A 25,008-nucleotide genomic window follows, 5' to 3' on the forward strand; every position below is an offset into this window, starting at 1 on the left:
AGCGCTTCCGTGGGTCAGTTGCCGGCAATAGGCTTCTGCCACCAACCGCCGGTCCAGTCTATCTCATGGATTTCCGCTTTGATGCGGTTACGAGCGCGGTAATCCTCGACTGCCTGCCGGCATGGCGGAACCGCAAGGTCATCTATGATCGCGAAACCGCCGGGCGACAGCCTCGGATAAAGCGCTTCAAGGCTGTCCGTCGTCGACTCATACATATCGCCGTCCAGCCGGATCAGGGCGAATGGACCGGCCCTCAGGCTGGGCAAGGTCTCACCGAACAGGCCTTTGACGAAGATCACCTGGTCATCCAAAAGGTCGTAGGCGGCAAAGTTGGATTCAACCTGTGCCTGATCAATCGCCAACTGGCGATATTCGTGCAGCCTGCCTCCCCGGTCAGCTGGAAAATTCTCGGCGTCTGGCGGTGGCAAACCGTCGAATGAGTCGGCTACGTAAACCTTCCTGTCCTTGACCTCATTGGCGGCCAGCACTCCCCTCATGAGGATGCAGCAGCCACCACGCCAGACGCCAGTCTCAATGAAATCCCCAGGCACGTTCTCATCAATGGCTCGCTGGACGAGGTCACGCACATTCGCCAAACGTTTCACACCCGCCATAGAATGAGCAATCGCCGGCCAATCGCGACCCAGGAGGCGATCCTCGCGATTGAAGGGCGTCGCCTCTCCGACTTTCGTCGGATCAATCACCTGCGAACCGGAGCCGTAGATGGTATTGGCAATGATCTTGATCAGGAGATCTGTATAGAGGCGGTTCACAATCGACCTTTCAGTACATCACGATTCCATATCGAAATAAGCTGTTGCGGATATCCGGCCAAAGTGCAACGGAACGACCATCAATTCGCGACGGCCTTTCCAAAGTGCCGCGCAAGCAAGTCGCAACCAATTGCCCAAGGAGCCACCCCAATGCCAACCGCCGAACAAGCGATGGGCATGATCGAGACGCTGGATATTGCCGTTTTCCAGGTCAAGACCGAGAGCACCCTCAGTGACCGCAAGAGTTTCCTTCGTGTCCAGAACTTCGCTCGATCGGTATTCGGCCACTATGTGTACCTTGAGGTCGGCTCGCATATCGGCGGAAGCCTCTTCCCGCACCTGATTGATCCGGCCTGCGAGGCAGCGATATCGGTTGATGCGCGGCCCACGGCGCAGCCTGACGAACGTTCACAGGTTTTTCACTACCCTGAAAACTCAGCGGCCCGAATGATCGCCGTGCTGTCGGATTGGATTCCTCCCGCCGCAATGGCCAAACTTACCACGATTGACAGCGACGTCTCCGACGTAAGTCCCGAGGCGGTCGATCCCAGGGCTACGCTCGCTCTGATCGACGGAGAGCACACGGACACGGCCTGTTTTTCGGACTTTGTCGGCGTTTTGCCGCTCATGGAGCAGGACTGTGTCGTTGCCTTCCACGACGCCAACCTGATCGCGGACGCGATTCTCAATGCGGAGCGCTTTCTCGACCATCTCGGCATCACGCACGAGACGGTATTCCTTCCTGACACCGTGGCCGTACTTGGCCTCGGCAGGCTCGCGTCTGCAGTCCGGGATCGGCTCCAGCCTCACGCATTGGACCGCAAGACTTTCCTGGACCTATCGCAACGGCAGCTATGGTCTCACATAGCCAAGGTGCACTCGCCCAAAATCCATGCCGAATTGGAGGGCCTGCGCTCGGACAATTCGCAGCTGGTCAAGGAGATTGAGCGCATGCAAAAGGCGAGCCGCGACGCGGAAGCCCGTGTCGCCGCCATGACGTCCAGCACGACCTGGCGCGCATCCGCCCCAGTACGAGCGGTGGTCGATCGCATCAAACGTCGCTTCGCAAGTTAAAGTCGCGATGAGCGCTGTTGGAGCCGACGATGAAGCAACTTGCCGGGGTGTCTATGGACGAAATTATTGAAACGCCGCACGTACCGCTCCGATCCATCCCACTGTGTACGATGGAGCGCCAAGCCGGAAAAGTCAGCACAGGTTACAAGCAACCTTTCCGCCCGTACCCCCAGCCCCCCGTGCGCCCGACATGTCAGGTATAACCGCCGCTGCTGGTGTGGATGCCGTCGAGCCCTGCACACTTGTGGAGCGGCAACCAGGAAACGCCGGCCGCATGAGGCGAACAGCATCGCGCCTGTCATCCATTATTGCACGCGAACAACCCTTAGCCCTATTCGCGAACGATCTCGGTGTAGGCCCTGGGCCCTTCGTCATCCTCGGAAACCGGCAGGTCTGCCAGTCCTCAGCCTCGACATTGGACAGACCGAGTGGCACTTTTCCCCTGCCGTCCGGCAGGTCAAACGGATTGCGAATGCCTGATAGGGACGCGCAGCGCGCTGACCAGCGCCTGGCTTTCTGCAACGGTGGGCCTCAAGCATGTGTCATCAACCAGTTCCTCGATTTGCCCCCGCAGTCTGCGACTCTCGTCGGATGAGCGACCGCGGACCCGACATCGTGATGTACTTTGGATCGGCGGCGAACTCCGCCTGGTTGGCAATGAACGGGAGATCGTACTGCATATCCCGAATGTTCGCTTTGCGAATCGATGGCAGCTTCACTACGACGCAGCGCGTTGCCATATGTGTGTCGCAATCAGTGTGAAGAGATCCTTGGCGGCTCCATTACAGCCATGGGAAAGCCATGAAGCCCAGAAACAGAAAATGCGATACCATCAGCGATGATTGCAGTATTTAACGGCGCCGTCGACGACATCAGCAAGGCTATGAAGTTGCACAGGGTCTGGATCGCCCTTGCCCATGAGGACATCGGCGATCAGCACAGGCGCACGACGCTCGGCCCGCTTTGGCTTCTGGTCAACTACGTCGCTTTCGTGGGCACGTTCGTTTTCGTGTTCCAGCCTGTCGGCAAGGATGCCGCCGGTTATTCCGCGTATGTCGCGATAGGCCTTCTGGTATGGTTCTATCTGATGGAAGTAATGTCCACGAGCGTGGCGCTCTTTCAACGCGAAGAGAGCTTCATCGAAGGCACGACGCTGCCTTTGTTCGTGTATGTGATGCGATTGGCATTGCAGTCTGTCATCAGAGCAGGCTATGCGATCGCGGGTTGCGTGTTCATTCTCGTCTTGAGCGGCTCCCCGATCGGCACTCCATGGCTGTGGTCACTGGCAGGATTGCTCCTGATCTTGTTCGCCACGCCTGCTCTTATCACCGTCTTCGCGTTTCTTGGAGCTTTCTTTCCCGACAGCCAGTTCATTGTTGGTAATTTGCTACGGGTCGGCATGTTCTTCACGCCTGTTTTCTGGGTGTACAACGGTCAAGACCCCGTCCAAACATACGCCTACGAATGGAATCCGTTCACCTATTTTCTGGAGATCGTCCGTTTGCCGATCATGACTGGAGAGTTTCCCACCCATGCTTTCACGGTAACGATCATCGTGTCATTGGCTACATGGATGATTGCATTGCTACTGCTTGGTCGTTATCGCAAGCAAGTCGTCTTCATCATCTGAGTTTTCGATGGTTTCTATCAAGCTGGACAACGTTAGCCTTGTTTACAAGCTGCACGAGAAGCTGACGCTTTCCGCGCCGGACCGGCGCGTGGACGGGCCTGGCGGCAGAATCGAAGGCTCGGGTAGAAAGCAGTTTGTGCAGGCGCTCGACGGCGTCAGTTTCGAACTCAAGGCGGGCGACCGGTTAGGCTTGGTTGGCCCGAACGGAGCCGGCAAGACCACCCTTCTCAAGGTGCTCTACGGGATCTACGAGCCATCCGGGGGAAGCGTCGCGATAGAAGGCAAAGTCGACGCTCTTTTCAACATCAACATAGGCTTTCGCCGCGAGGCAACCGGGCGCAGAAATATCGTCCTGCGTGGATTGATCAGCGGATGGACGGAAGCCGAGATCGAAGAGAAAATGGAGGACATCATTGCCTTCAGCGAATTGGGGGACTTCATCGATTTGCCGTTCAAGGCCTACAGCCAGGGCATGGCCGCGCGACTGGCCTTTTCGGCAGCGACCGCGCTTGATCCCGAGATTCTGTTGATGGACGAGTGGATCGGCGCCGGCGACGCCGCTTTTCAGGACAAGGCCAAAAGGCGCATGGACGAACTGGCGGAAAAGGCCGGCATCATCGTCCTCGCGAGCCACAGCGAGGCTCTTATCCAAAGTGTGTGTACGAAGAAATTGACGCTCAGGAGCGGGCGGATAGAATCGCTCACGACAGAGCCGGTAAAGAGAGCTGCAACGACAGCCAAGCGTTAGACACTCTCGACGGCCATCACGCTGGCCTGCCTTTCTTGCGCCAAGACGGGGCTGTTCGTGGGCCCTGTTGAACATGGCGCGCATCCTGCGCTACCGATGCGAAGCCGGTTGCAGCGGCGTCAGAATCCCAATAGTTGTGCCTCTTCTTTCGGTGCCCCTTCACGCTCGCAAGCGGACTTCTGGATTTACCATGCCTGCGGCAACTGAGCTTGCCAAACGTTCCGCCGTGCGAACATTCTTAAATGAAGCATGCTTGAGCAGTTGAGTTGACCATGACAACACAAGACTCCGTCCCGATGAACGACCTGAAGCGCCTGTATCAGCGCTATCAAGTCGAAATCGAGCGTGAAGTAGCGAGCACGTTGCGTTCGGGATGGTGGCTCGATGGCGCGGTCGGCAAACGATTTGCGGCAAATTTTTCCAGATTTATTGGTGTTTCGGAATGCGTCCTCGTGGCCAACGGTACTGACGCACTCGAATTTGCATTGGCCGCGGTCCTCAAGCGCGGCGGCGCGCGCGGGCGCGAAGTTGTCCTTCCGGCCAATGCCGGGGGCTATGCCAGCTGTGCCTGCTGGCACAACGACCTCATTCCGCACTACGTCGACATCGAACCGACCAGCCAGCTCGTACACCTTCAGTCGGTGCTGAAAGCAGCCAACGCAGACACTGCTGCAATCGTCGTTACCCACCTTTATGGCGGCGTCGTCGATGTCCGGGCCATCAGGGCGGGACTTGCCGAGGCTGGTCTCTCGCACATTCCAATCGTGGAGGATTGCGCGCAGGCGCACGGGGCAAGGATCGGAAGCGACGTTGCGGGTTCGCTGGGCGATATCTCCACTTTCAGCTTCTATCCAACCAAGAATCTCGGGGCCATGGGTGACGGCGGCGCCGTTCTCACCTCCGACGCGGCAGCCGCCGCACACGTGCGGCAGCTGCAACAATATGGCTGGAGTTCAAAATATCATGTCGGCGTGCCCAACGGCCGCAACTCTCGTATGGATGAGGTTCAAGCGGCGATACTGGACGTTTTGCTGGGCGATGTGGATATCCGCAACAGGCAGCGACGTGCCATTCTCGACCGATACAAATCGGTCGCCGGGCATCGATTGCAATTCCTGGAGGGTGGCGACGGCGCTGTCGCGCACCTCGCCGTCGCGCTCTGCGACGATCGAGATGCATTCAGAGCGTACATGAAAGAACACCGCGTCGATACCGACATTCACTATCCCGTGCTGGATTGCGACCAGGTCGGCTGGGCGAACCTGCCGATGAAAGGAATGGAAAATCTCGCCATTTCAAGGGACAGCGTCGGCCGCCTCTGCTCCGTCCCCTGCTATCCCGACATGACGAGTGACGAAATAGAGCAGGTGTGCCTGGCCCTCCGCGAATGGGAGGCAATGTGACAACGCGCTCGATCGTTTTCCCGATCTATCGAAATCAGGCGAACATCCCTTCCCTTCTGCAGGCGGTCGCCGATTTCCATTGCAGATATCAAGGCGACATCGAGTTCGTCTTCGTTGTCGACGGATCGCCTGACGAATCCGGCCCTCTGCTGATCAAGGAAATGAAGAGCACGGGCTACGATTACAAGATCATCTTCCATAGCCGGAATTTTGGTTCTTTTACCGCCATCCGCACCGGCCTCGAACACGCATCGGGCAATCACGTTGCGGCCATGGCGGCCGACCTGCAGGAGCCGCCGGAACTGATCCTCGAATTCTTTTCGAAACTGGAGAAGGATGAGGCGGACGTGGTGTTTGGCCAGCGAGGTGGACGTAGCGATCCGCCTCTGACTAAATTTCTCTCGAGGGCTTTCTGGGCCGCCTACCGCAGGCTGGTCCTGCCCAGCATGCCGAGCGGCGGGGTGGATATCTTCGCTTGCAATCGCCCGGTGCTGGAAGCGATCCTGTCGATCGAAGAGCCGAACAGCTCGCTTGTGGTGCAGCTGTTCTGGGTGGGCTTCAGGCGGCAATTCGTGCCCTATCGCCGGCGCGAACGAGAGCACGGAACAAGCGCCTGGGGCATGGCACGGCGGTTCCGATACATGATGGACAGCGTCTTTTCGTTCTCTGACTTTCCGATCATGCTCACACTCTGGGTGGGCTTCGCGGGCTGCGTCTTGAGCCTGATATTTGCCACCGTTACCGTGATTGCCCGCTTGCTTGGCAATATCGATCCCGCCGGTTACACGACGCTGGTGTTGCTGATCACGGGCTTCGGTTCGGCCAGTCTCCTGGTTCAGGGCATTCTTGGCTGCTATCTCTGGCGGGCAGTTGAAAACACCAAGTCACGCCCTCTCAGAATCATCAGCCGCGTCGTTGACGGAACAGCCAAATGACCGACAAGCCATTTTTCGTGCATGAGCGCGGCATTTGCGAAAGTTCGCATGTCGGCGATGGAACACGGATCTGGGCGTTCGCCCACGTCCTTCCCGGCGCCGTGATCGGCTCGAATTGCAACATTTGCGATCATGTTTTCATCGAGAACGACGTGATCATCGGCGATGAGGTGACCATAAAGTGCGGTGTTCAATTGTGGGACGGCCTTCGCCTGGGCAATCGCATATTCGTCGGCCCGAATGCGACTTTCACCAATGATCGATTCCCTCGTTCGAAGGAATATCCCGAAACGTTTCTGCTGACGACCGTCGAGGATGGCGCATCAATCGGCGCCAACGCGACAATTCTCCCAGGCATAACCATCGGTCGTCAGGCGATGGTCGGCGCCGGCGCCGTGGTGACCAAGAACGTCCCTGCCAATGCCGTTGTCGTCGGGAATCCCGCCACGATCATCGGCTACCAGACCGGCCCGCGAGTGGAGCCGATCGTGACCCAAACCTTTCCCGGCACAGCTGGCGAGAAAATGCCGCTTGGCATTGGGGGGTGCGAACTCTGGCGGCTACCGCATTTTGGCGACCTGCGCGGCGAGCTCGCTCCTCTAGAGTTCGGTTTGAATCTGCCCTTCAAGCCGGTCCGCTCATTCCTGGTCTACGGCGTGCCGTCAGACAAGGTCAGAGGCGAGCATGCGCATCGCGAGTGCCATCAGTTCCTTATTGCAACCCATGGTCGCCTTTCGGTCGTCGTGGATGACGGACGTGACAGGAAAGAGGTGTCATTGACCGAACCTTCGATCGGCCTCTATTTGCCGCCAGGAATTTGGGGGATTCAGTACAAATTTCAGCCAGACACGGCCCTGCTGGTGATGGCCTCGCACCAATATGATGCAGACGATTACATCCGGGACTATTCAGATTTCCTCAATGCGGTCGGGCAGGATGGCCGCTGATCGTGTGGGCGCAGACGCTATCCGCTTTCTTGTCGCCGGCGGCCTAAACACCGCGCTGACCACGCTCATATATTTCGCCGGCCTAACAGTGTTCCCTTCAAGTTTCTCCTACGGGCTTGCCTGGCTGGCAGGCCTCGTTTTTGCGATGGTATTCTATCCAGATCGTGTCTTTCCCGGAGGCCGTACGGGCTTCGCTCACAGACTGGCAATCGGCGCCTCGATCGCAATCGTGTTCGTAGTCGGATTGGTTAGTCTTCAGGTCCTCGAAAGAATCTTGCAAAACACGGCGGTAGCATTCTTCGTAACCCTCGCCACGACGACCATCCTCAACTTCTTGATTTCTCGATGGATACTCCGCAGATCATGCTGACGCGCCCAAACACAATCCGGCAGGCAATCAATCTCTTCGCGATTTTTGTCGCGATGTATTTCTCTGAGCTGGCTTCCTTTTCGCTCTCCGTCGACGAAGAACTCGCCGCGTTCAGAACTGATGCGTCAATCTGGATCATTCAGGGGCGATGGGGCGCGTATCTGATCGAGAGATTTCTCATCCCCCACCCAGTGATGCCGCTGCTGACACCGGCCGTCTTTGGTGCCGGTTGCGTAGCCGCCTATCTCCTCGTCATGGACGCCATCGACAAGCGCGAGCTTTCCATCGCGGAGTATGCATGTTTTGCAATCTTCTGCGGTTTCCCGACCTGGTTCTTCATCGTCGAGTTTTATTCGAACATCGCCGCTGTCGGGATTGGTCTGTTCGCCACCGCGCTCGCGCTTTGGCTGATCGTCAGGAGTGACGTTTCTGTACTCAGCCCATCCTTCCTGGGTGCAGTAGCCGCAGGCGGCTTCGCGATCTCGATCTATCAGAGTTTCGCGCCGGCAATTCTGGTATTGGGCATCGCGATCTCAATTCTACAGACAAGGGCTGGCACGGGAAAATCGCTGCCTAAAGTCCTGTTTCGGATCGGTGTTCTGCTGGCCGGCGCCATATTGTTCTACGTCACCGGCAACGCCGTTTTTAGATTGTTCGTCTCCGGCAGTAACGCCTATTTCGATTCGCTTTCCCAGCCGGGTTTTCTGTTTGAACATCCGATTGTGGTCATTGGACGCGTATTGGAGGCGATGAGCGGGGCTTACGCTCTGGACCGGGGCACCTATGGCGTTGCGTTGTGGGCAATTCCTCTCTTGCTGATCCTGGGCGGCTGGGTACTTTTCGAGGAATCGCCCCGCACAAGACTGATGTTGACGGCACCCGCCTTCGTTTCGTTGCTTGTTCCCTTCGGTCTTCATTTGCTCGCGGCGGGCAGCATGCCTGTCAGAAGTCTCGTTGGGGTTCCGATCGCGGTGTGGCTGTTTTCTTATGTGGCGGTTACGAGCGGGAATTACAGGATTCGTGTCGCCTCGGCTATTTTGCTGGCGGTGGCGCTCTTCCAGATCCAGGTCATCCAGAACTATCGTCTGGCGTCCAGCTATCTGGTCGACAAGCACGATACTCTTCTGGCGGGAGCCCTCTACGAGAGGTTGTCGGCCACGCCCGGTTTCGACGCAAAACGCAGCTACGCCTTAAGCGTGTTCGGTGCCCAGCCATTTGTGACAACCTATCCCAGGCCGCCAGGCTCGACAGTCGGTTATTCCTTCTTCGAATGGGACGGTGGCAATCCTTGGCGTATCGCTTCCTATATGGAACTTCTGGGCTATTCTAATTTGACAGGCCCGACCCTGGATCAAGTCGACCAAACAATCGTCCGTCTTTCAACCATGCCGGTGTGGCCCGCTCCCGGCAGTGTAGAAATCAAGGACGACATCGCACTGATAAGGCTCGGCCAGACGCCTAGCTACGCACATCAGCAAGCCCTCACAAGGATGGCCAAGCGTTGAAGGGCGCCGCAATTGGTCCTGCTCGCGAAAGTCCTGTAGTGTGGTTTGGCACTTGTCGCTGCGGACTTGACATGCGCCCGACTAGTCCAGGTTTGACCCGTACGTCGCCAGCTCTTGAAACGGTGGATCGGGGACCCTGCGATTCAGTTTTCAGCGGTGATTCCTTTGGTCGTTGATTGGCTGACTGCAATTCGACGCGTGCTACACGGTCACGCAAACGGAGAGACCTCACGAACAGCGCGAGGCCGCATGTTTTCCACTGCCGTCCCACACTTGAATGCGGCGGAAAGCTCGGCGGCCAACGGATGCACGGTTGAAGAGGCACTCGTTTTTCTACGCCGAATGAGCCTGGACGACTTCGGCCTCTTTATGATTTCCTTGCCGAACAAGCACTATCCTGGTTTGTCGCGTCTTCTGCCAGCAATGGCCAGCGACGACGTGCAGAAGACTTGGACCGGAGCATCTGGTCTCGACCTGTATCGGCAGACAGCATCTTTTGCCCGTCAACTTGAAAACAACTACACTCGGCATGTCAAAAAGCCGCTGGCAGGGTCTGACATCCTCGATTTCGGATGTGGCTACGGGCGTATCTTGCGCATGATGTACTACTATAGCGACCCGTCGCACATATGGGGTGTTGACGCGTGGGATAAATCTCTGGACCTATGTCGAGAGGCGAGGATGCATGGCAAGTTCGCTCAATCGGAGCGGATGCCTTCTGGTCTACCCGTCAATGATCAACGATTCGATTTGATTTTCGCCTTCTCGGTCTTCACTCATCTCGCGCCGGCAACCGCCAAAACCTGCCTTGCGGCGCTTCGAAACCATCAAGCCCGGCGGACTGCTCGTCGCCACCATTCGGCCCATCGAATTCTGGCCGTTCATCGATGGGATTCGAAAGACCTCCATCGCTGCGGAGATGGAGTCGAATCACCGCCTTAACGGATTTGCCTATCTTCCTCATGGTGGTGTCGAAGGCGAAACGTATGGTGACATCTCTTGCGAAATCGATTTTTTGAGGGGGAATGGCTGGACACTTGTAGGACATGACCGATCCATACTCGATCCATTCCAAGTGTCGGTGCTGATGCAGCCTTCCGGTTAGCGGCGGGCTAAGGTGACGATAAATCGCGGTTTATCAACCACCTGCACGAGAGAGAGATAGTGGATTAATTGTCTGCCGGACCGAGATTCTCCGGTAATCGCTTCTACTATGATTTGATCGGCTGCCATTCGCCGTGTGGGGACGATTTCGGCAATGGCGAGCGGTACTCGGTTCCGGTGCCGGCGCTAATGGCTCCTTATGAGGTGCTAATGAATTTTGATTTTCTCTTTATCGTGACCTATGGGCGATCAGGCTCAACTCTGCTTCAGGGGATAGTGAACACCATCCCGGGTGTGCTTATCAGAGGTGAAAATGCGGGCGCTCTTCACGGTCTTATCAAGTCCTGGGAGGCGGTGAAGATTGCGCAGGACCTGTTCTCAGCCGATAGCGAAAAGCCCACCAGTCCATGGTTTGGCGCCGCCGGCATGGATCTTGATCGATTCGGGCACGATCTTGCCGCCAGTTTCATTCGGAATATCTTGAAGCCGCCGCCAGATATTCGCGTCACAGGCTTCAAGGAAATTCGCTATCACTTGACTGCTGGTGAACTGGCGTTCGAGCTGGAATTCATGCGGCGCTTCTTTCCTCGCTGTGCCTTTCTTATCAACACGCGGGGTCTGGAGGCCACTATCGCCAGCAACAAAAAGGCAGGTCATGATGTTTCGAAGGAGGATTTGACTAAAGCCGATCAGTTGCTTCGCGACATAGCAGAATCGTCGACGCGAGACATTTTTCACGTCCATTATGATGACTACCGCTATGACCCTGATCGCCTTAGGCCACTATTTGACTTCCTTGGCGTTAACTTTGACCGCGTCACCCTGCAGAACGTTTTTGACACAAAGCACTCGAGCTAGGGGACGCCTTCTCAACGGCCTCGGCGGTCAAGGCCTCGACTGCACCGCACCCGCTGCGTTACCCCATTGATCTAGACTAGTCGATACGTGGGTAAACCGACCGCGTTTGGCCATATCAGTTCCAAACTTGGTCCACTATGGCTCCGGCGCGAAATTCGATGCATGGATTTGCCTTTCCGACCGACGCACGTGAAGGAAATGCGGCTGTAGGTTTGTGACGGCTACAGAGTTCGGCTAAGTTTGAGGCTGAGCGGAGGACATCAATGGCGATAGAGTTTCAGGCGACTTGCCCGATCTGCACCGAGCGGAAGACGTTCACATCCCCAGACGACTATTACAGCTGCCGAGACTCCCTTGTCGCCGTCAATTGCCCGCTGAACGATTGCGTGACGCGCGAGCGGGCCGCAGCTGATGTCGTATTCTCGCTCTTCCCAAGAGAAGCTTTCAAGACGCTCCGCGTGCACGAATCGGCGCCGGGAGGGCGCGGCCTTTCGCTATGGCTTTGGTACAATTCAAAGCAAAAGGTGTTTTCAGGCTATTATCCGAGCAAACCTTTCGGTTCGATGGTTGAGCACATCAGGAATGAGGACCTGGAGGCTCAAACCTTTCCTGACCGAACTTTCGACCTAGTCATCCATCTTGATGTAATGGAGCACCTATTCCACCCATTTGCCGCCCTCAGGGAGATTTTCCGAACTCTGGATTTCGGTGGCGTGTGCATTTTCACAACACCGACATACCCGGAATGGGCGGCCTCAGAACAAGTAGCCTTCCGATCGAAGGATGGCATCCGGATTGTGGGCGAACCCGAATACCATGGCAACCCGCAAGATCCGAGCGGATCATTGGTCACTTGGCGGTATGGCTACGATTTTCCCCTGCTGATCCAGCGACACACCGGATTCGACGTTGAAGTGCGGAGAATGCAGTCCAATAGCATTGCGGTCCTTGGCCCTATGACGGAGGTATACATACTGAGAAAGCCACGCACGTTCTAATCTAGAGGTGCGAACCTCGTCAGCGGCGATAAATTTCAGCTCTTCTGAGTGAGGTTTCAAAAATTCTATTTGGACATTCACGGTGTCTAGTCCGGCCGCTCCACGAGCGTAACGCAATCCAGTTCGTCCACGCCGCCCCAGTGAATGATATTGCTTTCGCGAACGACAAGCCCCGCACTTTTGGCGTAGGTCTCGAACAGTTTCCTGGTCATGTGGTTTCGCGCCAGTGGATTCCGACCGTAGTGCCGGTTCATTGGCGCTGGATAGTTAGAGTGGTGAAAAAGCCCCATTCCGCCGGGCCGCAGTATTCGTGCTGCATCCCTGAGATAGCTCTCAACGATATCCGGGCTGAAATGCACCATGGAGTCATAACAATAGATAGCGGTCACACTTCCTTGTTCCACCGGCTCAAAGGTGGCCCCGTCCCCCTTGAGATATCGGACAAACGGATACGCCCGCAGCCTGTCTCGGCAGAAATCCAGGTTGGCCTCGTGAATGTCCATCAGCGTCAGGCGATCCGTCATCTGAGCAACTCGTTCGGCGTGCCGACCATGTCCGCACGACAATTCGAGAACTGACGTCAGGTCCAGTTTGTTGAAGAGACGACGAAAGTTCTTGTCCTCGTCCCAAAACAGATGGGTCCAGGGCTCGGCATCGTCATAGTATGGGCTTTCGACCCAAGCGGCGCCGACGATCGCCACTGACTCGCCGAGCTTTCTCTTCGATTCAGAATTGATCATATCGGCGCTGTTTGTTTCTTCGGCCTTGGCCCGAGTTTCCCCAGAAACCTGATGCCACTCGAACCGTGGCTTGTCGCCTGTCGCGAGGCCAAATTGCTCGTAGAGTCGTTGGGCATATGCGCTTGCTGATTCTTGCGCTGCCGCTCCCAGATGGAAGCGGGCAATCGTTTCGGATTGCACGCGCGCGATCTCTTGCAGATGGCTGGCGTTGAAACTCCCGATGGTCACGCTTGATTGATGCCGGCGATGCGCGTTGAGCGCGTGCGGATGGAACGCGATATCGCCCTTCTCCAGCAATCGCAGATACGCGACCCAGTCGCCGGCATTCCTGTAGGAAGCGATTTCATCAAGGTGCTGGCTGAGAGCCTCGCGCAGCGCCTCCCTTCGAAACAGAACGCCGCTGACGTTTGGAATGGTGTTCTTGAGGTAAAGTGCCTCGGCGATCTCCTGGCGGCCATCCACGACATAGGGTTTCGTCCAGCGAGACCGGTCAATATCGGCCACATAGTCGAGATAGTGTTCGGACAAGACGCGGCCGGCGCCGTCTATCTGGCGCGACTGGCAGTAGCTCATTACGACTTCGTCGCGCTCGAAGGCTGGCATAAGCTCGGCCAGAAAGCCGGGATCGGCGAGGTCGTCGGCTTCGGCGATCCAAACGTAATCGCCCCGCGCCATTTCGACCCCACGCATCCATTGACGGAAGACCGAGCCCGAATTCTGCGCATTCACGACCAACCTGCACGAAATGTCGCAATCGGCCAGAAATTGCTGGATGACCTCGACGCTTTCGTCCGTCGAAGCATCGTCAAGCACGATCAACTCATAGGGCCGCATCGTCTGATCGGCGATCGAGCTCAGGCGCGCACCCAGATATCGGGCGTAATTGTAGTTCGGCACGATGACCGACACCCGCGGCGATGGCCTTTCTGCGTAAATCAGCAAGTCGTGCAGGTAGTGGCTGAAGCTGAATTCCTGGCGGACAATATCACGGCCCACGCCTGCCAGATTTCGAGCATTGTCCGGATCATCGAGTAGACCGTTGATGGCCTTGGCCATGGCGTCAGTGTCGAATGCAGGCACAAGACTTCCGCAATCACGCTTCAGCAAGTCCTGGAAGCCGCCTGCGCCTTCGAAGGCAACGACCGGGACCGTGGCATCAAGCGCCTCAAGTACCACCGACGGGAACGGATCTTCACGCGAAGTCAGGGCGTAAATATCCGCCGCGAAATAATATTCCTGCGGGTTCTCTACCAAGCCCACAAAGACGAAGCGATCCTCGAGCCCTGCTTCCCTCACGCGTTGCATCTGTTTGGCGTGAAAGGCGCGATCGACGTGGCCGACCCAGACCGCAACCACATCCGGATTGGACCTCATCAGAGTGAGGCAAACGTCAACGAAAAGATCGAGGCCCTTCCGATGATCGGCGTAGCCCGCGCACAAGATGATGCTGGTGTTTGTCGATAGTTGCAATTTGGCGCGGACCGCCTCGCGGACCCGTTGACGGTCCCCTGCGTGGTACGGCATGCGCAAATAGAGGCCTTGCGGTCTGACGACTGACTGGCTGACCGGCCGGCCAACAAATTCTTCAAATCCGGCTTTCACGATCTCTGCTGGGAAAACGACTGTATCGGCGCCCTCGGCAATCGCCTCGGCGGCATCAGCAAGGCCGTAGGACTTTAATATCCCGGGCAGCTCGTGGACGAGGCACACCGTGCGGAACCCCGCCTGTTTCAGCAGCGGGACGAGCATGCCGGATACGGTGGTGTTCACGACCGCCACTTCCGCGCCTGCGTTCCTGATGGCGGTCAGGCGACACAACACATCGGCGGCATCTCCCTCTGGCACATTGATCCTATGCACTGTCGCTGTGTCGGCGAAACGGCCGAGCAGCGGCCCATCACCCAGCACGACGAGATCCGGCGCGAAACCAAGCTGTGTGAACCCCTTGGCCAAATTGAGCGCCAGCAATTGTGCGCCATGCGGATGGGCGTCGTGGGAAACGATTGCGATCCGGGGTTTGCATTTCCCGCTCGCCGCCTCCAGAGCGTCGCGGGTCGCTTGCAGGTAGGCGTAGCCGTTTACGGTATCGGGCTCCAGATGAGCGCCTTCCGCCCATTCGTTCCAGGCGTTGACGAAGACCAGCCGCTCGGATGGCTCCTTGACATGGGCCAGCGTGTCCTCGATGGCGTTGCCCAGCCACCCTCGGTAGAGCGCGGGGGTGTTGTTGATGAACACGGTGCCGCCGCGCTTGCGGCGCGCCGTGTTGTCCCAGCCGGGACAAACCGAGCGGAAGAGCTTGTATTTGCGGGGTGGATAGTTCTCGCTGCGCTGCGGAAAAACAGACCAGTCATAGACAGTGGTGGCAAAATCGTCGTGCAGCGGCGCAACGGTGTGCGTGACATTTGGCGGCGCCGAATTGTTTGGCGGAAATTCCACAGCGGCATCGAACCCGTAACGGTCAGGAGACACGGCTTCGAAGGACTGGGTGTAAGCGAGGAAAATCTCGCCTATGCCGTTCTCCCGGCACCATGTCCGCCAGCGTTGCGCCGTCTCGGCTGCCGCCGGAAGCAGGCTTGGGCGATAGACAAGCAGAAGCGGCTTGCCGTCGATCCGGATGTAACGAGGGTCGCGAAGATAAGGCGCGACCTCGGCGATGAAAGCGAGATCATCCTGGGGAGAGTGATCCTGGGCGATCAGGATCTCTTGGTCCAGCCCGTCCCAGCGGCGCGACCAGTTTTCGTTGGCCCAGCAAAGGCAGAACGGCATGTCGAGGCTCTTGTCCCCGAGCCAGTTTTCGAGCGGCTTTTCCAACAGCCTCTTGCCGCCGAACCAATAAAAATAGAAGCAGAAGCCTTCCACGCCATAGAGCTTTGCCAGGTTGATCTGGCGGTACTGCACGGCGGTGTCGCGCAGATCATAGTAGCCGAGGGCATCCGGTTCATGCGGCTGGTGGTGGCCGAAAAATTGCGGTTGGGCGGGCCTGACATTGGTCCATTCGGTGAAGCCTTGCCCCCACCATTCATCGTTTTCGGGCGTCGGGTGGAACTGCGGCAGGTAGAACGCAATGACGCGCACCGGCTTTTGGTGCAGCGGCGGAGCTTCGAGACGCGGCACGTAGACGGGTTCGGGTGCAACGGCCGGGCCAGAACTGGCCGGCCGGTACAAGGCCGTCCCGACGTAGCCCATCGGTGCGTCGGGCGCCTCCAGGCTTCGCCAGGCGCGATAGGCATTCGTAACGCCAAACAGCGAAGGAAAGGTCGAAAACACCGCGCTTTTCAACTTCCGTTTAACGTCGACAGACAGCGGCAGTTTGTGCCAGCAAATGTACGCGCCGCGAGCCAAGACGCGGCGAGCGGTCATAGGTGCCTTGCCGATCGCGCGGACGCGGCTCGCAATTCCGCGCAATGGCCTGGTCAGTCGCCATGAGGTGCTGGCGTAGACTGCATCGAGAACACCGTGCAACCGGACTTCCTCGAAGCGAGCATTGTCGCGATCGGCAAGGAGCGTGCTGGCGGCCGCATGCGCCGTCGACAGTTCCGCTTGCAAGGCGTTGATCTCTTCTAACCTTTCAGCGAGTTGGGCTCTTGCGCCTGCGATCTCGTCGGAGCGGCTCTCGATCTCTCTGCGCGCCTTGGCGACCTCCTCGAGGAGCGCCTGCATTTGCGCTTCGCGATGGTCGCCCAGTTCCCGTTTGCTCGTGATCTCCTCTTCCATCGTCATCGACCGCAACGACCAGGGATTTCCAGCCTGGCTGGCAGCGTTCAGCGCCGTGCCATCAAGACGAAGGATGCTCTGTTCAACCGCCGCGACCTCTCCTGCTACGTAGCGGCGCCCGAGGACGTTCTCCTGGGACGGCCGTTTGGTTACGATACAAAGAGAGTTCAGGAACTCTACGGAATGAATCGACGCAAGCGAAGGATCATCGAATACGACCCCGTACCGATTCGCGAATGCCGCGAGTGCATCCGTTCGACTATGGTCCAGTCCCCAGTGCTCGTGATTGATCAAATCAAGCAATCGCTTGAAGAACGACATCGAGGAAAGCGGATCATAGAGGCCACCTTCGAAGTCCTGCCAGTAGCTGGTATGCAGATCTTCGACAACGAATATCCCACCATCTGAAAGATGAGGAAAATAGCCTGTGAATGTCCGTATGACGTCGGAAGATCTGTGCGAACCGTCGTCTATGATGATGTCGAAAGCCTCGGATCGATCGACAATACTGCGCTTAACGTCTTCGGCGTTAGCATCACCTATGACAACGTCGATTTTCCCGTCGTCGAAACGCAGGAGACCGCAGTTCTGGTTGATATCACAGCCCAGAATAATTTCCGCTTTTGTAAAATACTTTCCCCATATCTCAAGCGAGCCGCCGTTCTGGATTCCAATTTCGAGGATCCGAACCGGTTTGTTTCGATATCTCGTAAAAAATCGATCATACTCACTCAAGTAAATCGACCACTTGTCAGACACCTTGCCGTCATGTTTGTCGTAGAGTCGGCGAAGTGACCGGCCGCGGATATTCGTCGGCTCCGTATCCGCTTTCGGATCGCTGCCTTTCCGCGAAGTTGCTGGCTCATTCATCGTTGGAGGCTGTCCTTGATTGGCGCCAAATCGCTTCGAGGCGGTCCGGCAACAGGTCCATGGCGATGCCCCTCGATCGCGCTCGTTGTCTCCCCCGCCAAAAGGCGGCCGACCAAGGCATTTGTGGATAATTGCCACTCCGGCGCCGTCCATCCGAACGTGGCTGCGAATTTCGCGCTCGAAAGCCGCGAATTGGCGGGGCGCCCCGCCTTGGTAGGATAGTCGCTGGTCGCGATGTCGCGCACCTGCGCACGCGGGCCACCCAACGCCCGGCTTGTGTCCAGGATGTGGCGGGCAAAGCCACTCCAGTTAGTCTCGCCGGTTCCCGCCAGATGGTAGATGCCGAAGGACGCAAAGCCTGTGTGGCCACGCAGGATCGCTGCTGCACGGAGGATAGCGTCGGCGATATCGAGCGCGGAAGTCGGGTTTCCCCACTGGTCGCCCACCACCGCGATCTCGTCACGGTCGCTAGCCAGCCTGAGCATGGTCTTGACGAAATTCTTGCCGAACGGGCTGTAAACCCAACCGGTGCGCAGTATCACGTGGCGCGGGCTGGCTGCAGCCACCGCCTGTTCGCCGGCAAGCTTGGACGCGCCGTAGACGCCGAGCGGCGCGGTCGCGTCCGCCTCATCATAAGCACCGGTCTTGGTGCCGTCGAAGACATAGTCGGTCGAAAGATGAATGACCGGGACACCAAGCCGCGCTGCCGCTTCGGCCACCTTGCCGGCGCCCGCGGCGTTCACCGCAAAAGCCAGTTCGGGCTCGTCCTCGGCCTGGTCCACCACGGTGTAAGCGGCGGCCGAGACTATGACCTCGGGCCTCGCCGCCGCAAGCGCCTCGAACACCGTGTCGGGCCGCGCCAGATCGAGCTGCGGCCGTCCCACGGCGACCACCTCCACGCCCGCCAGCCCTTGCCCCGCCTCCAGCAAACTGGTGGCGACCTGGCCCTCGCGTCCGGTGACGACAAGCCTCACGCCGCGCCCTTCCTGTCTTGGACCTCGCCCAGCCGCTCGCCGGCATAGCGCTGTTCGCGGATCGGGCCCCACCACCATTTGTTGTCGAGGAACCAGTCGACCGTCCTTGCCAGGCCGCTGTCGAAACTCTCGGCAGGCGTCCAGCCGAGGTCACGGCTGATTTTGGATGCGTCGATCGCGTAGCGGCGGTCGTGGCCGGGGCGGTCGGTGACGAAATTGATCAGATCACGATGGCTTTTGCCGCCTTTTCGAGGCCGCCTGATGTCAAGCAGGTCGCAGATCGTCTCGACGACGCTCAAATTCGTCCGCTCCGAATTGCCGCCGACATTGTAGCTTTCGCCCGGCATTCCCTTGGTCGCGACAAGCTCCAGCGCGCGCGCATGGTCCTCGACGAACAGCCAGTCGCGCACATTGGCGCCAGCGCCGTAGACCGGCAGCGGCTTTTCGTCGAGCGCGTTGAGGATGACCAGCGGGATCAGCTTTTCGGGGAAGTGATAGGGCCCGTAATTGTTCGAGCAATTGGAGAGCACGACCGGCAGGCCGTAGGTCTCGTGCCAGGCCCGCACCAGATGGTCCGACGCCGCCTTGGAGGCAGAATAGGGCGAGGACGGCGCGTAAGGCGTTTCCTCGACGAACATGCCGCCGTCGAAAGGCAGATCGCCGAACACCTCGTCGGTCGACACATGGTGGAAGCGGAAGCGGGCTTTCCTGTCGTCGCCAAGGCCACGCCAATATTCGAGCGCCGAATTCAGCACCCGGTAGGCGCCGACGATGTTGGTCTCGATGAAGGCGCCCGGTCCGTCGATCGAGCGGTCGACATGGCTTTCGGCGGCGAGGTTCATGACGACGTCGATCTCGTCGCGGTGGAGGATGTCGAGAACCGCCCGCTCGTCACAGATGTCGGCCTGCGCAAATTTGTAGTTGTGCGCATTCTCGATGGTGCGCAGCGAGGCGAGATTGCCGGCATAGGTAAGCTTGTCGAGATTGGTCACATGGTAGGCCGGATTGGCGCACAAATGCCGGCACACCGCCGAGCCGATGAAGCCGGCACCGCCTGTCACCAGAAAATTCATGGCGCTCTCCTCACATCGTCGCGCGTCATGCGAACACCTCGGCCGTGGCGAGCGGCGGCGCCTTGAGGTCCTTGGCCGAGAGCTCGAAGGCGCCGGCCGGCGACGGCCAATCGATGCCGATGTCGGGGTCGTCGAAACGGATCGATCGGTCGTGCGCCGGCGAATAGGTGTCGGTGACCTTATACACAACCTCGGTGTCCGGCACGAGCGTGACGAAGCCGTGCGCGAAACCCTTCGGCACCAGGATCTGGTTGCCTTTCTCGGCCGATATTTCGAGCGCGACCCATTTGCCGAAGGTTTTCGAGCTGCGGCGAATGTCGACCGCCACGTCGAGAATCTTGCCTCTGATCACACGCAGCAACTTGTCCTGCGCGCGTGGAGGAAGCTGATAGTGGAGCCCCCGCACGACACCTGCCGCCGCCGAATAGGAGTGATTGTCCTGGACGAAACGCAGGTCGATGCCGGCTTCAAAAAAGCGCTCGGCATTCCAGGTCTCGATGAAATAGCCGCGCGCATCGCCGTGCCGCTTCGGCACGATCTCGAGCACGCCATCAAGACCAAGCTGCCTGAAGTCCACTCTAGTTCTCCGTCAGCTCAGTGACACGCCGGCGCAGATAGGCGGCGTATTCGTTCTTGCCCAGGCGCGTCGCGCGCTCAAGCACCTTGTCGGCAGTCAGCCAGCCCTGCTCGAAAGCGATTTCTTCAGGACAGGCGACCTTGATCCCCTGGCGGTGCTCGATCGTGCGCACGAAGGAAGAGGCTTCATGCAGGCTGTCATGCGTGCCGGTGTCGAGCCAGGCATAGCCGCGGCCGAGCTGATGCACGTGCAATTTCCCGCGCTCGAGATAGACGTTGTTGACCGCCGTGATCTCGAGTTCGCCACGCGCCGAGGGCTTGATCGTCGACGCGATGTCGACGACCTCATTGTCGTAGAAATAGAGGCCGGTGACCGCCCAGTTGGACTTCGGCTCCCGCGGCTTCTCCTCAATCGTCAAAGCCGTGCCGCTGAGCTTGTCGAACGACACCACGCCGTAGCGCTGCGGGTCCTCGACATGGTAGGCGAACACCGACGCGCCGCTTTGGCGCTGCGCAGCAGTGCGGCAGAGCTGCGACAGGCCGTCGCCGAAATAGATGTTGTCGCCGAGAATCATCGACACATTATCCTTGCCGATGAAGTCGCGGCCGATGATGAAGGCCTCGGCAAGCCCGTTGGGCTGCGCCTGCTCGGCATAGGAGAATTCGACCCCGAAATCCGAACCGTCGCCCAGCAACTCCCGAAACACCGGCAAGTCGCGAGGTGTCGAAATGATCAAAATCTGGCGGATACCGGCGAGCATCAAGACGCTCAGCGGATAAAAAATCATCGGCTTGTCGTATATCGGCAGAATCTGCTTAGAGATCGCTAATGTAAGGGGATACAGACGCGTCCCGCTGCCTCCTGCAAGGATTATTCCCTTCAACAAGCTCTCCTTGAATTACCGGCCCCCGCCTCGAAATCAAGTTGCCCGTGCTTAGGTTTCGCGCAATGGCTTGTCAATCTTCCGGCTCGGGCAGCGTCTAGGATCATCCCCGTTCGTCCGAATCGGTCAATCGCGAAACAGATTTGCTACGCCCTCATCAAAAGATAGCGGGCTAGGTGCCTTCCGTTCAATCACATTCCGGTCGCAGTACGTGACCCTCGAAAACCCGGAACCAGAACTCGTAGTCATCTTGTTGGCGACTGTCACAGCGCGCGGTAGAGAAGGTCGCGGCGAGCACAGCACTGTTCTGCTCAAGTGTTGTCGAACTGACGAGGGCGCTTGCCTTGCCATGAATGGGAAGGGATTGGTCTGTCTCGTTTCTGCTGACGATGTTCGTGCGTGAATGTCCGACGTGGGGTTTAAAGATGACCGGACCTCTAAACAGCGCGAGTTGCGAGTGAAGCGCGCCGCGCGTGCTGGCGGACGCGCTTGCACGAAACAGTGCATAGGAGTTGTCTCTCGATTGCTGTTGCCCACAAAGGATGCGAAAAACTTCTGAAAAGACGGAAGCTCTCGGGAGGAGTTGTGCCGAAAGTATTTCTATCTATTCAAGGGCTGCGCGGGATCGCGGCACTGCTCGTCGTCGTGCATCACTACTACGGCGTCTATGGTTCAATCCACAAACTGGTCGGCGGCGATCTCCCCTGGCTTTTCTCCTACGGAAATGTGGGAGTCTTTGGCGCCGTTGGCGTGCCCATATTCTTTGTGGTTTCCGGCTTTGTCATAGGCTTACAGCGGTTCGAGATTGGCGCTGCCGGTGTCTATGATTTCATGGCCAAACGGGTATCCCGAATCCTCCCGCTCTATTGGGTGATGACCCTCGCCTATGTTTGTTGGGCCTCCCAAGTGTGGACATGGCCGCAATTGGGCCGCTCACTACTGTTCCTCGAGAGGCCTATCACAGGCCAGCTACCTGCGCTGGGGGTCGGCTGGACTCTTGAATACGAAATGTTCTTTTACATAGCATTCGCGGTCGTGGTGGTTTCCGGCATAGTTGGCACCAGGGTAAGGGGCGCGGCCATTCTGATCTCTGTCTTCGTGCTGATGGTTTACGTGAACTTATCGACCGATGCGGCGGTCCTTGGCTTTTCCGGATCTCCGGTTATCTTGGAGTTCTGTGGCGGCTTAATCATCGCATCGACCATCCAGAACTGCGCCGTGACGCGGCTATGGCTGGCGTATCTCGTTTTTGCCCTGGCGATACTAATCCTTTCGACGACAGCCTTCGTCGGTGAGTCGCGAAACGTCATTTTTTCCATGTGGGGAGCCGGGGCCTTCTTCCTCGTGTTTGGGCTTGCCGCCGCAGAGGTCGAAGGTCGGGTCTTCATGCGAGGGCGACCATTTCAGATGCTGGGTGCAGCTAGCTACGCGATCTACCTTGCGCATCTTGTCGTGCAGGGGAGCTTTTTCAAATGGCCGATTTGGTACTGGCGTTGGTACGAGGTGATAGAGCCCCACCTTGGGCTTTTGTTGATGCTCTCGTTTGCGACCGCCTGGGGGCTGGCTATCCACTATGGCTTCGAAGTCTGGGCCAACGCCTGGTTTAGGCGCTGGCTGCTGCAATGGTCGCCATCGCGTCTTCAGCTCAATCATCTTCAAATTGCCGATGGCGATGGTCTGCGTATCCCCCTTTCGCTCAGGAACCGAACCGAAACGCTGTTCCCGTGGCGCTGAGTGCGCCTAGTTCCGCACGATCCAATCCAGCAAATCTGGATCGATCGTCTCTGCGCCGGTGAAGTCGCTGACCATCTGCGCCGCAATTCCGGCCATGCGAGACGGGTTCCCTTGCTTGGACGCGACATACCTCTCTCATGCGCTCGATCGCGGCCAAGGCGTATATTCCTTGTTGGCGATCATTTCTGTGGTAAGGCGACCCCGATCGCGCTCCTTTCGGAACCCTTTGACGCCCATCGTTCCATCCGGAAAAGCGAGGTTGGCAGCAGTATCCAGTCGCAAGGGGGCGTCGATGTCGTAGTCGGAAAACTCTGGCGCGATATCTCTCTCGCGGCTGATGATGACCTCGCCATAAAGTCTGATTTCAGTGAAATCTTGATCTTGCATAGGCGACCGGACGCTGTTGCCGCAAAAAGCCGTACCCCCGGTTTTACACTCTTTTATTCACGTAAAATTCGGTGGAAAAAGCCTCCGTTTCAGGGCTGCTTGGGCAGCAGCGACCATATCGCCGGCACCAGGCTGGCGGCGAGCGCAACCTTGATCAAATCCCCGAGGACGAACGGCAAAACGCCGAACTGCCACGCCTTTTCCACGCCGATGAGGGTGGCCAGCCAGGCAAAGCCCATGGCCATCATGACGATTTCGGCGACCAGCATGGCGTTGAACAGCTTGATCGGGTGGCGGTCCCAGCCGCGGTCGGCGGCCCAGCCGACAATGGCTGCCATGACGACGAAGCCGGCGAGATAACCGCCGGTGCCGCCGATCATGTAGGCGATGCCGATGCCCTTTTCAGGCGTGCTCTGGAAGACCGGGAAGCCCATGGCGCCTTCGGCCATGTAGAGAAGCAGGGTAGCGACGCCAAGCCGCAGGCCAAACGCGGTGGCGATCAGCAGGACGGCCAGCGTCTGCATCGAGATGTCGACCGGCCCGAGCACGACTTTCGTCTTGGCCGACAGGGTCAAAAGCAGCGTTCCGGCGATCGCGAGCAAAAGCTGGGTTGCCAGGCGCTGCGCGCCCTCCTGGGGCAAAGCGAGAGAAACAAGCGGACGCATCGTCGTTGCAAGTGCCATGGTCTTCCCCAATCCGGATTGCCGCAGATCGCGGCCTTGCGTTTTTCTATATTGGCTTCCGTGTTATGCGGCAATCAGTTTTGCCGTCCTCCTGAACAGAGGTTCAACGACACCGCCATGGCGCTCAAATTCGACACCAGCTTCGATCCCGCCTATGGCCGGGGCGTCACCGTCGCGCTCGAGGTCTTGCGCGTCACCGCCAAAAACCCCAGCCCATTCACCTTTCACGGCACAAACAGCTACATTATCGGCCGCGACACACTGGCGGTGATCGACCCGGGTCCGGATGATGAAGCGCATTTCCAGACGTTGCTGAAGGTGATCGCAAACCGGCCGGTGAGCCATATTTTAGTCAGTCACACGCATCGCGACCATTCTCCGCTGGCCGCCCGGCTGAAAGCGCGCACCGGTGCCGCCGTGCTGGCCGAAGGCCCGCACCGCCCGGCAAGGCCGCTGCGGATCGGCGAGATCAATCCGCTCGACGCCAGCGCCGACACCGGTTTCGCGCCGGATGTCACTTTGCCCGACGATACGCTGGTCGAGGGCGATGGCTGGACGATCCGGACGGTGCTGACGCCGGGCCACACCGCCAATCACGCGGCATTTGCGCTCGAAGGCACCGGCATCCTGTTTTCGGCCGACCATGTGATGGCGTGGGCGACGTCGATCGTGGCGCCGCCGGACGGCGCGATGGCCGACTACATGGCCTCGCTGGATAAATTGATCGCGCGCGGCGACCGCCTGCTGCTGCCCGGCCATGGCGGCCCGGTGAATGCGCCGCGCAGCTTCATGCGCGGGCTGAAGACTCACCGCAAGATGCGCGAACGGGCGATCCTCGAACGCATCCGGGGCGGCGACCGGACAATCCCGGACATGGTCAAGGCGATCTACAGGGACACCGACCCGCGCCTGCATGGCGCCGCCGGCCTGTCGGTGCTTGCCCATCTCGAGGACCTGGTGGCGCGCGGCCTGGTTGCTACCCAGGGTGACCCGGCCATCGACGGCGTTTTTGTGCCGGTGGGGTAGAA

20 protein-coding genes are annotated in these 25,008 nt (G+C 58.4%); 12 read left to right on the forward strand and 8 right to left on the reverse strand.

Going from position 1 to position 25,008, the window contains the following annotated elements; genetic code table 11:
- Positions 1 to 14: 14 nt before the first annotated feature.
- Positions 15 to 773, reverse strand: coding sequence for a TylF/MycF/NovP-related O-methyltransferase (locus tag NKI35_RS02305; RefSeq protein WP_023708419.1), 759 nt, complete (start codon positions 771 to 773; stop codon positions 15 to 17).
- Between the two features lie 150 nt (positions 774 to 923).
- Between NKI35_RS02305 and NKI35_RS02310 the strand changes: the two genes are divergently transcribed.
- The 10 genes from NKI35_RS02310 to NKI35_RS02355 all read left to right on the forward strand — a co-directional run bounded on the left by NKI35_RS02310 (position 924) and on the right by NKI35_RS02355 (position 12,345).
- Complete coding sequence (locus NKI35_RS02310) at positions 924 to 1,847, forward strand: class I SAM-dependent methyltransferase (protein WP_023705488.1); 924 nt, start codon at positions 924 to 926, stop codon at positions 1,845 to 1,847.
- 838 nt (positions 1,848 to 2,685) lie between these two features.
- Complete coding sequence (locus tag NKI35_RS02315) at positions 2,686 to 3,477, forward strand: ABC transporter permease (protein ID WP_023705490.1); 792 nt, start codon at positions 2,686 to 2,688, stop codon at positions 3,475 to 3,477.
- Positions 3,478 to 3,484: 7 nt separating this feature from the next.
- Positions 3,485 to 4,225, forward strand: coding sequence for an ABC transporter ATP-binding protein (locus NKI35_RS02320; RefSeq protein WP_023705491.1), 741 nt, complete (start codon positions 3,485 to 3,487; stop codon positions 4,223 to 4,225).
- Positions 4,226 to 4,521: 296 nt separating this feature from the next.
- Positions 4,522 to 5,628 (forward strand): DegT/DnrJ/EryC1/StrS family aminotransferase, encoded by a 1,107-nt coding sequence (locus NKI35_RS02325; RefSeq protein WP_352738346.1) that lies wholly within the window; start codon positions 4,522 to 4,524, stop codon positions 5,626 to 5,628.
- Positions 5,625 to 6,563, forward strand: coding sequence for a glycosyltransferase family 2 protein (locus NKI35_RS02330; RefSeq protein WP_352738348.1), 939 nt, complete (start codon positions 5,625 to 5,627; stop codon positions 6,561 to 6,563). The genes NKI35_RS02325 and NKI35_RS02330 overlap by 4 nt, the downstream gene beginning before the upstream one ends.
- On the forward strand, positions 6,560 to 7,510 hold the full coding sequence (locus tag NKI35_RS02335; RefSeq protein ID WP_352738350.1) for a WxcM-like domain-containing protein: 951 nt from the start codon (positions 6,560 to 6,562) through the stop codon (positions 7,508 to 7,510). Before NKI35_RS02330 ends, NKI35_RS02335 begins: the two co-directional genes overlap by 4 nt.
- Before the next feature lie 345 nt (positions 7,511 to 7,855).
- Positions 7,856 to 9,385 (forward strand): glucosyltransferase domain-containing protein, encoded by a 1,530-nt coding sequence (locus tag NKI35_RS02340; protein WP_352738352.1) that lies wholly within the window; start codon positions 7,856 to 7,858, stop codon positions 9,383 to 9,385.
- 249 nt (positions 9,386 to 9,634) lie between these two features.
- Positions 9,635 to 10,327: a class I SAM-dependent methyltransferase gene (locus NKI35_RS02345; RefSeq protein WP_352738354.1), complete on the forward strand. Its 693-nt coding sequence runs from the start codon at positions 9,635 to 9,637 to the stop codon at positions 10,325 to 10,327.
- Positions 10,328 to 10,699: 372 nt separating this feature from the next.
- Positions 10,700 to 11,347, forward strand: a complete 648-nt coding sequence (locus NKI35_RS02350; RefSeq protein ID WP_198022586.1) for a sulfotransferase — start codon at positions 10,700 to 10,702, stop codon at positions 11,345 to 11,347.
- Between the two features lie 263 nt (positions 11,348 to 11,610).
- Positions 11,611 to 12,345, forward strand: coding sequence for a class I SAM-dependent methyltransferase (locus NKI35_RS02355; protein WP_050587696.1), 735 nt, complete (start codon positions 11,611 to 11,613; stop codon positions 12,343 to 12,345).
- 86 nt (positions 12,346 to 12,431) lie between these two features.
- On the opposite strand, the gene NKI35_RS02360 is transcribed toward NKI35_RS02355, so the two are convergent.
- From NKI35_RS02360 to rfbA, 5 genes are read right to left on the reverse strand one after another with little or no spacing between them, the layout of a single operon-like run.
- Positions 12,432 to 17,669, reverse strand: a complete 5,238-nt coding sequence (locus tag NKI35_RS02360; RefSeq protein ID WP_352738357.1) for a glycoside hydrolase family 99-like domain-containing protein — start codon at positions 17,667 to 17,669, stop codon at positions 12,432 to 12,434.
- A complete protein-coding gene (rfbD, locus tag NKI35_RS02365) occupies positions 17,666 to 18,643 on the reverse strand; it encodes a dTDP-4-dehydrorhamnose reductase (protein WP_352738359.1) in 978 nt (325 codons plus the stop codon). Before rfbD ends, NKI35_RS02360 begins: the two co-directional genes overlap by 4 nt.
- The gene (rfbB, locus tag NKI35_RS02370; RefSeq protein ID WP_352738362.1) at positions 18,640 to 19,716 is read right to left on the reverse strand and encodes a dTDP-glucose 4,6-dehydratase; all 1,077 of its coding nucleotides are present in this window, start codon (positions 19,714 to 19,716) and stop codon (positions 18,640 to 18,642) included. The genes rfbD and rfbB overlap by 4 nt, the downstream gene beginning before the upstream one ends.
- Positions 19,717 to 19,741: 25 nt before the next feature.
- Complete coding sequence (rfbC, locus tag NKI35_RS02375) at positions 19,742 to 20,293, reverse strand: dTDP-4-dehydrorhamnose 3,5-epimerase (protein ID WP_352738364.1); 552 nt, start codon at positions 20,291 to 20,293, stop codon at positions 19,742 to 19,744.
- 1 nt (position 20,294) lies between these two features.
- Positions 20,295 to 21,176, reverse strand: a complete 882-nt coding sequence (rfbA, locus tag NKI35_RS02380) for a glucose-1-phosphate thymidylyltransferase RfbA (protein WP_023684600.1) — start codon at positions 21,174 to 21,176, stop codon at positions 20,295 to 20,297.
- A 585-nt stretch (positions 21,177 to 21,761) separates the two neighbouring features.
- Between rfbA and NKI35_RS02385 the strand changes: the two genes are divergently transcribed.
- Positions 21,762 to 22,910 (forward strand): acyltransferase family protein, encoded by a 1,149-nt coding sequence (locus NKI35_RS02385; RefSeq protein WP_023705507.1) that lies wholly within the window; start codon positions 21,762 to 21,764, stop codon positions 22,908 to 22,910.
- A gap of 135 nt (positions 22,911 to 23,045) precedes the next feature.
- Here the strand turns inward: NKI35_RS02385 and NKI35_RS02390 are convergent, their stop codons facing one another.
- Positions 23,046 to 23,297, reverse strand: coding sequence for a hypothetical protein (locus tag NKI35_RS02390; protein WP_352537953.1), 252 nt, complete (start codon positions 23,295 to 23,297; stop codon positions 23,046 to 23,048).
- Between the two features lie 89 nt (positions 23,298 to 23,386).
- Entirely contained in the window at positions 23,387 to 23,980 is a 594-nt protein-coding gene (locus NKI35_RS02395; protein WP_023670701.1) for a biotin transporter BioY, read from the reverse strand.
- Between the two features lie 117 nt (positions 23,981 to 24,097).
- Here NKI35_RS02395 and NKI35_RS02400 point away from each other — a divergent pair, with 117 nt between their 5' ends.
- Entirely contained in the window at positions 24,098 to 25,006 is a 909-nt protein-coding gene (locus NKI35_RS02400) for an MBL fold metallo-hydrolase (protein ID WP_023684602.1), read from the forward strand.
- Positions 25,007 to 25,008 lie beyond the last annotated feature (2 nt).

Origin of the sequence: Mesorhizobium sp. M0676, from assembly GCF_040320535.1 — a bacterium.
In the GTDB taxonomy this organism is placed as follows: Bacteria; Pseudomonadota; Alphaproteobacteria; order Rhizobiales; family Rhizobiaceae; genus Mesorhizobium.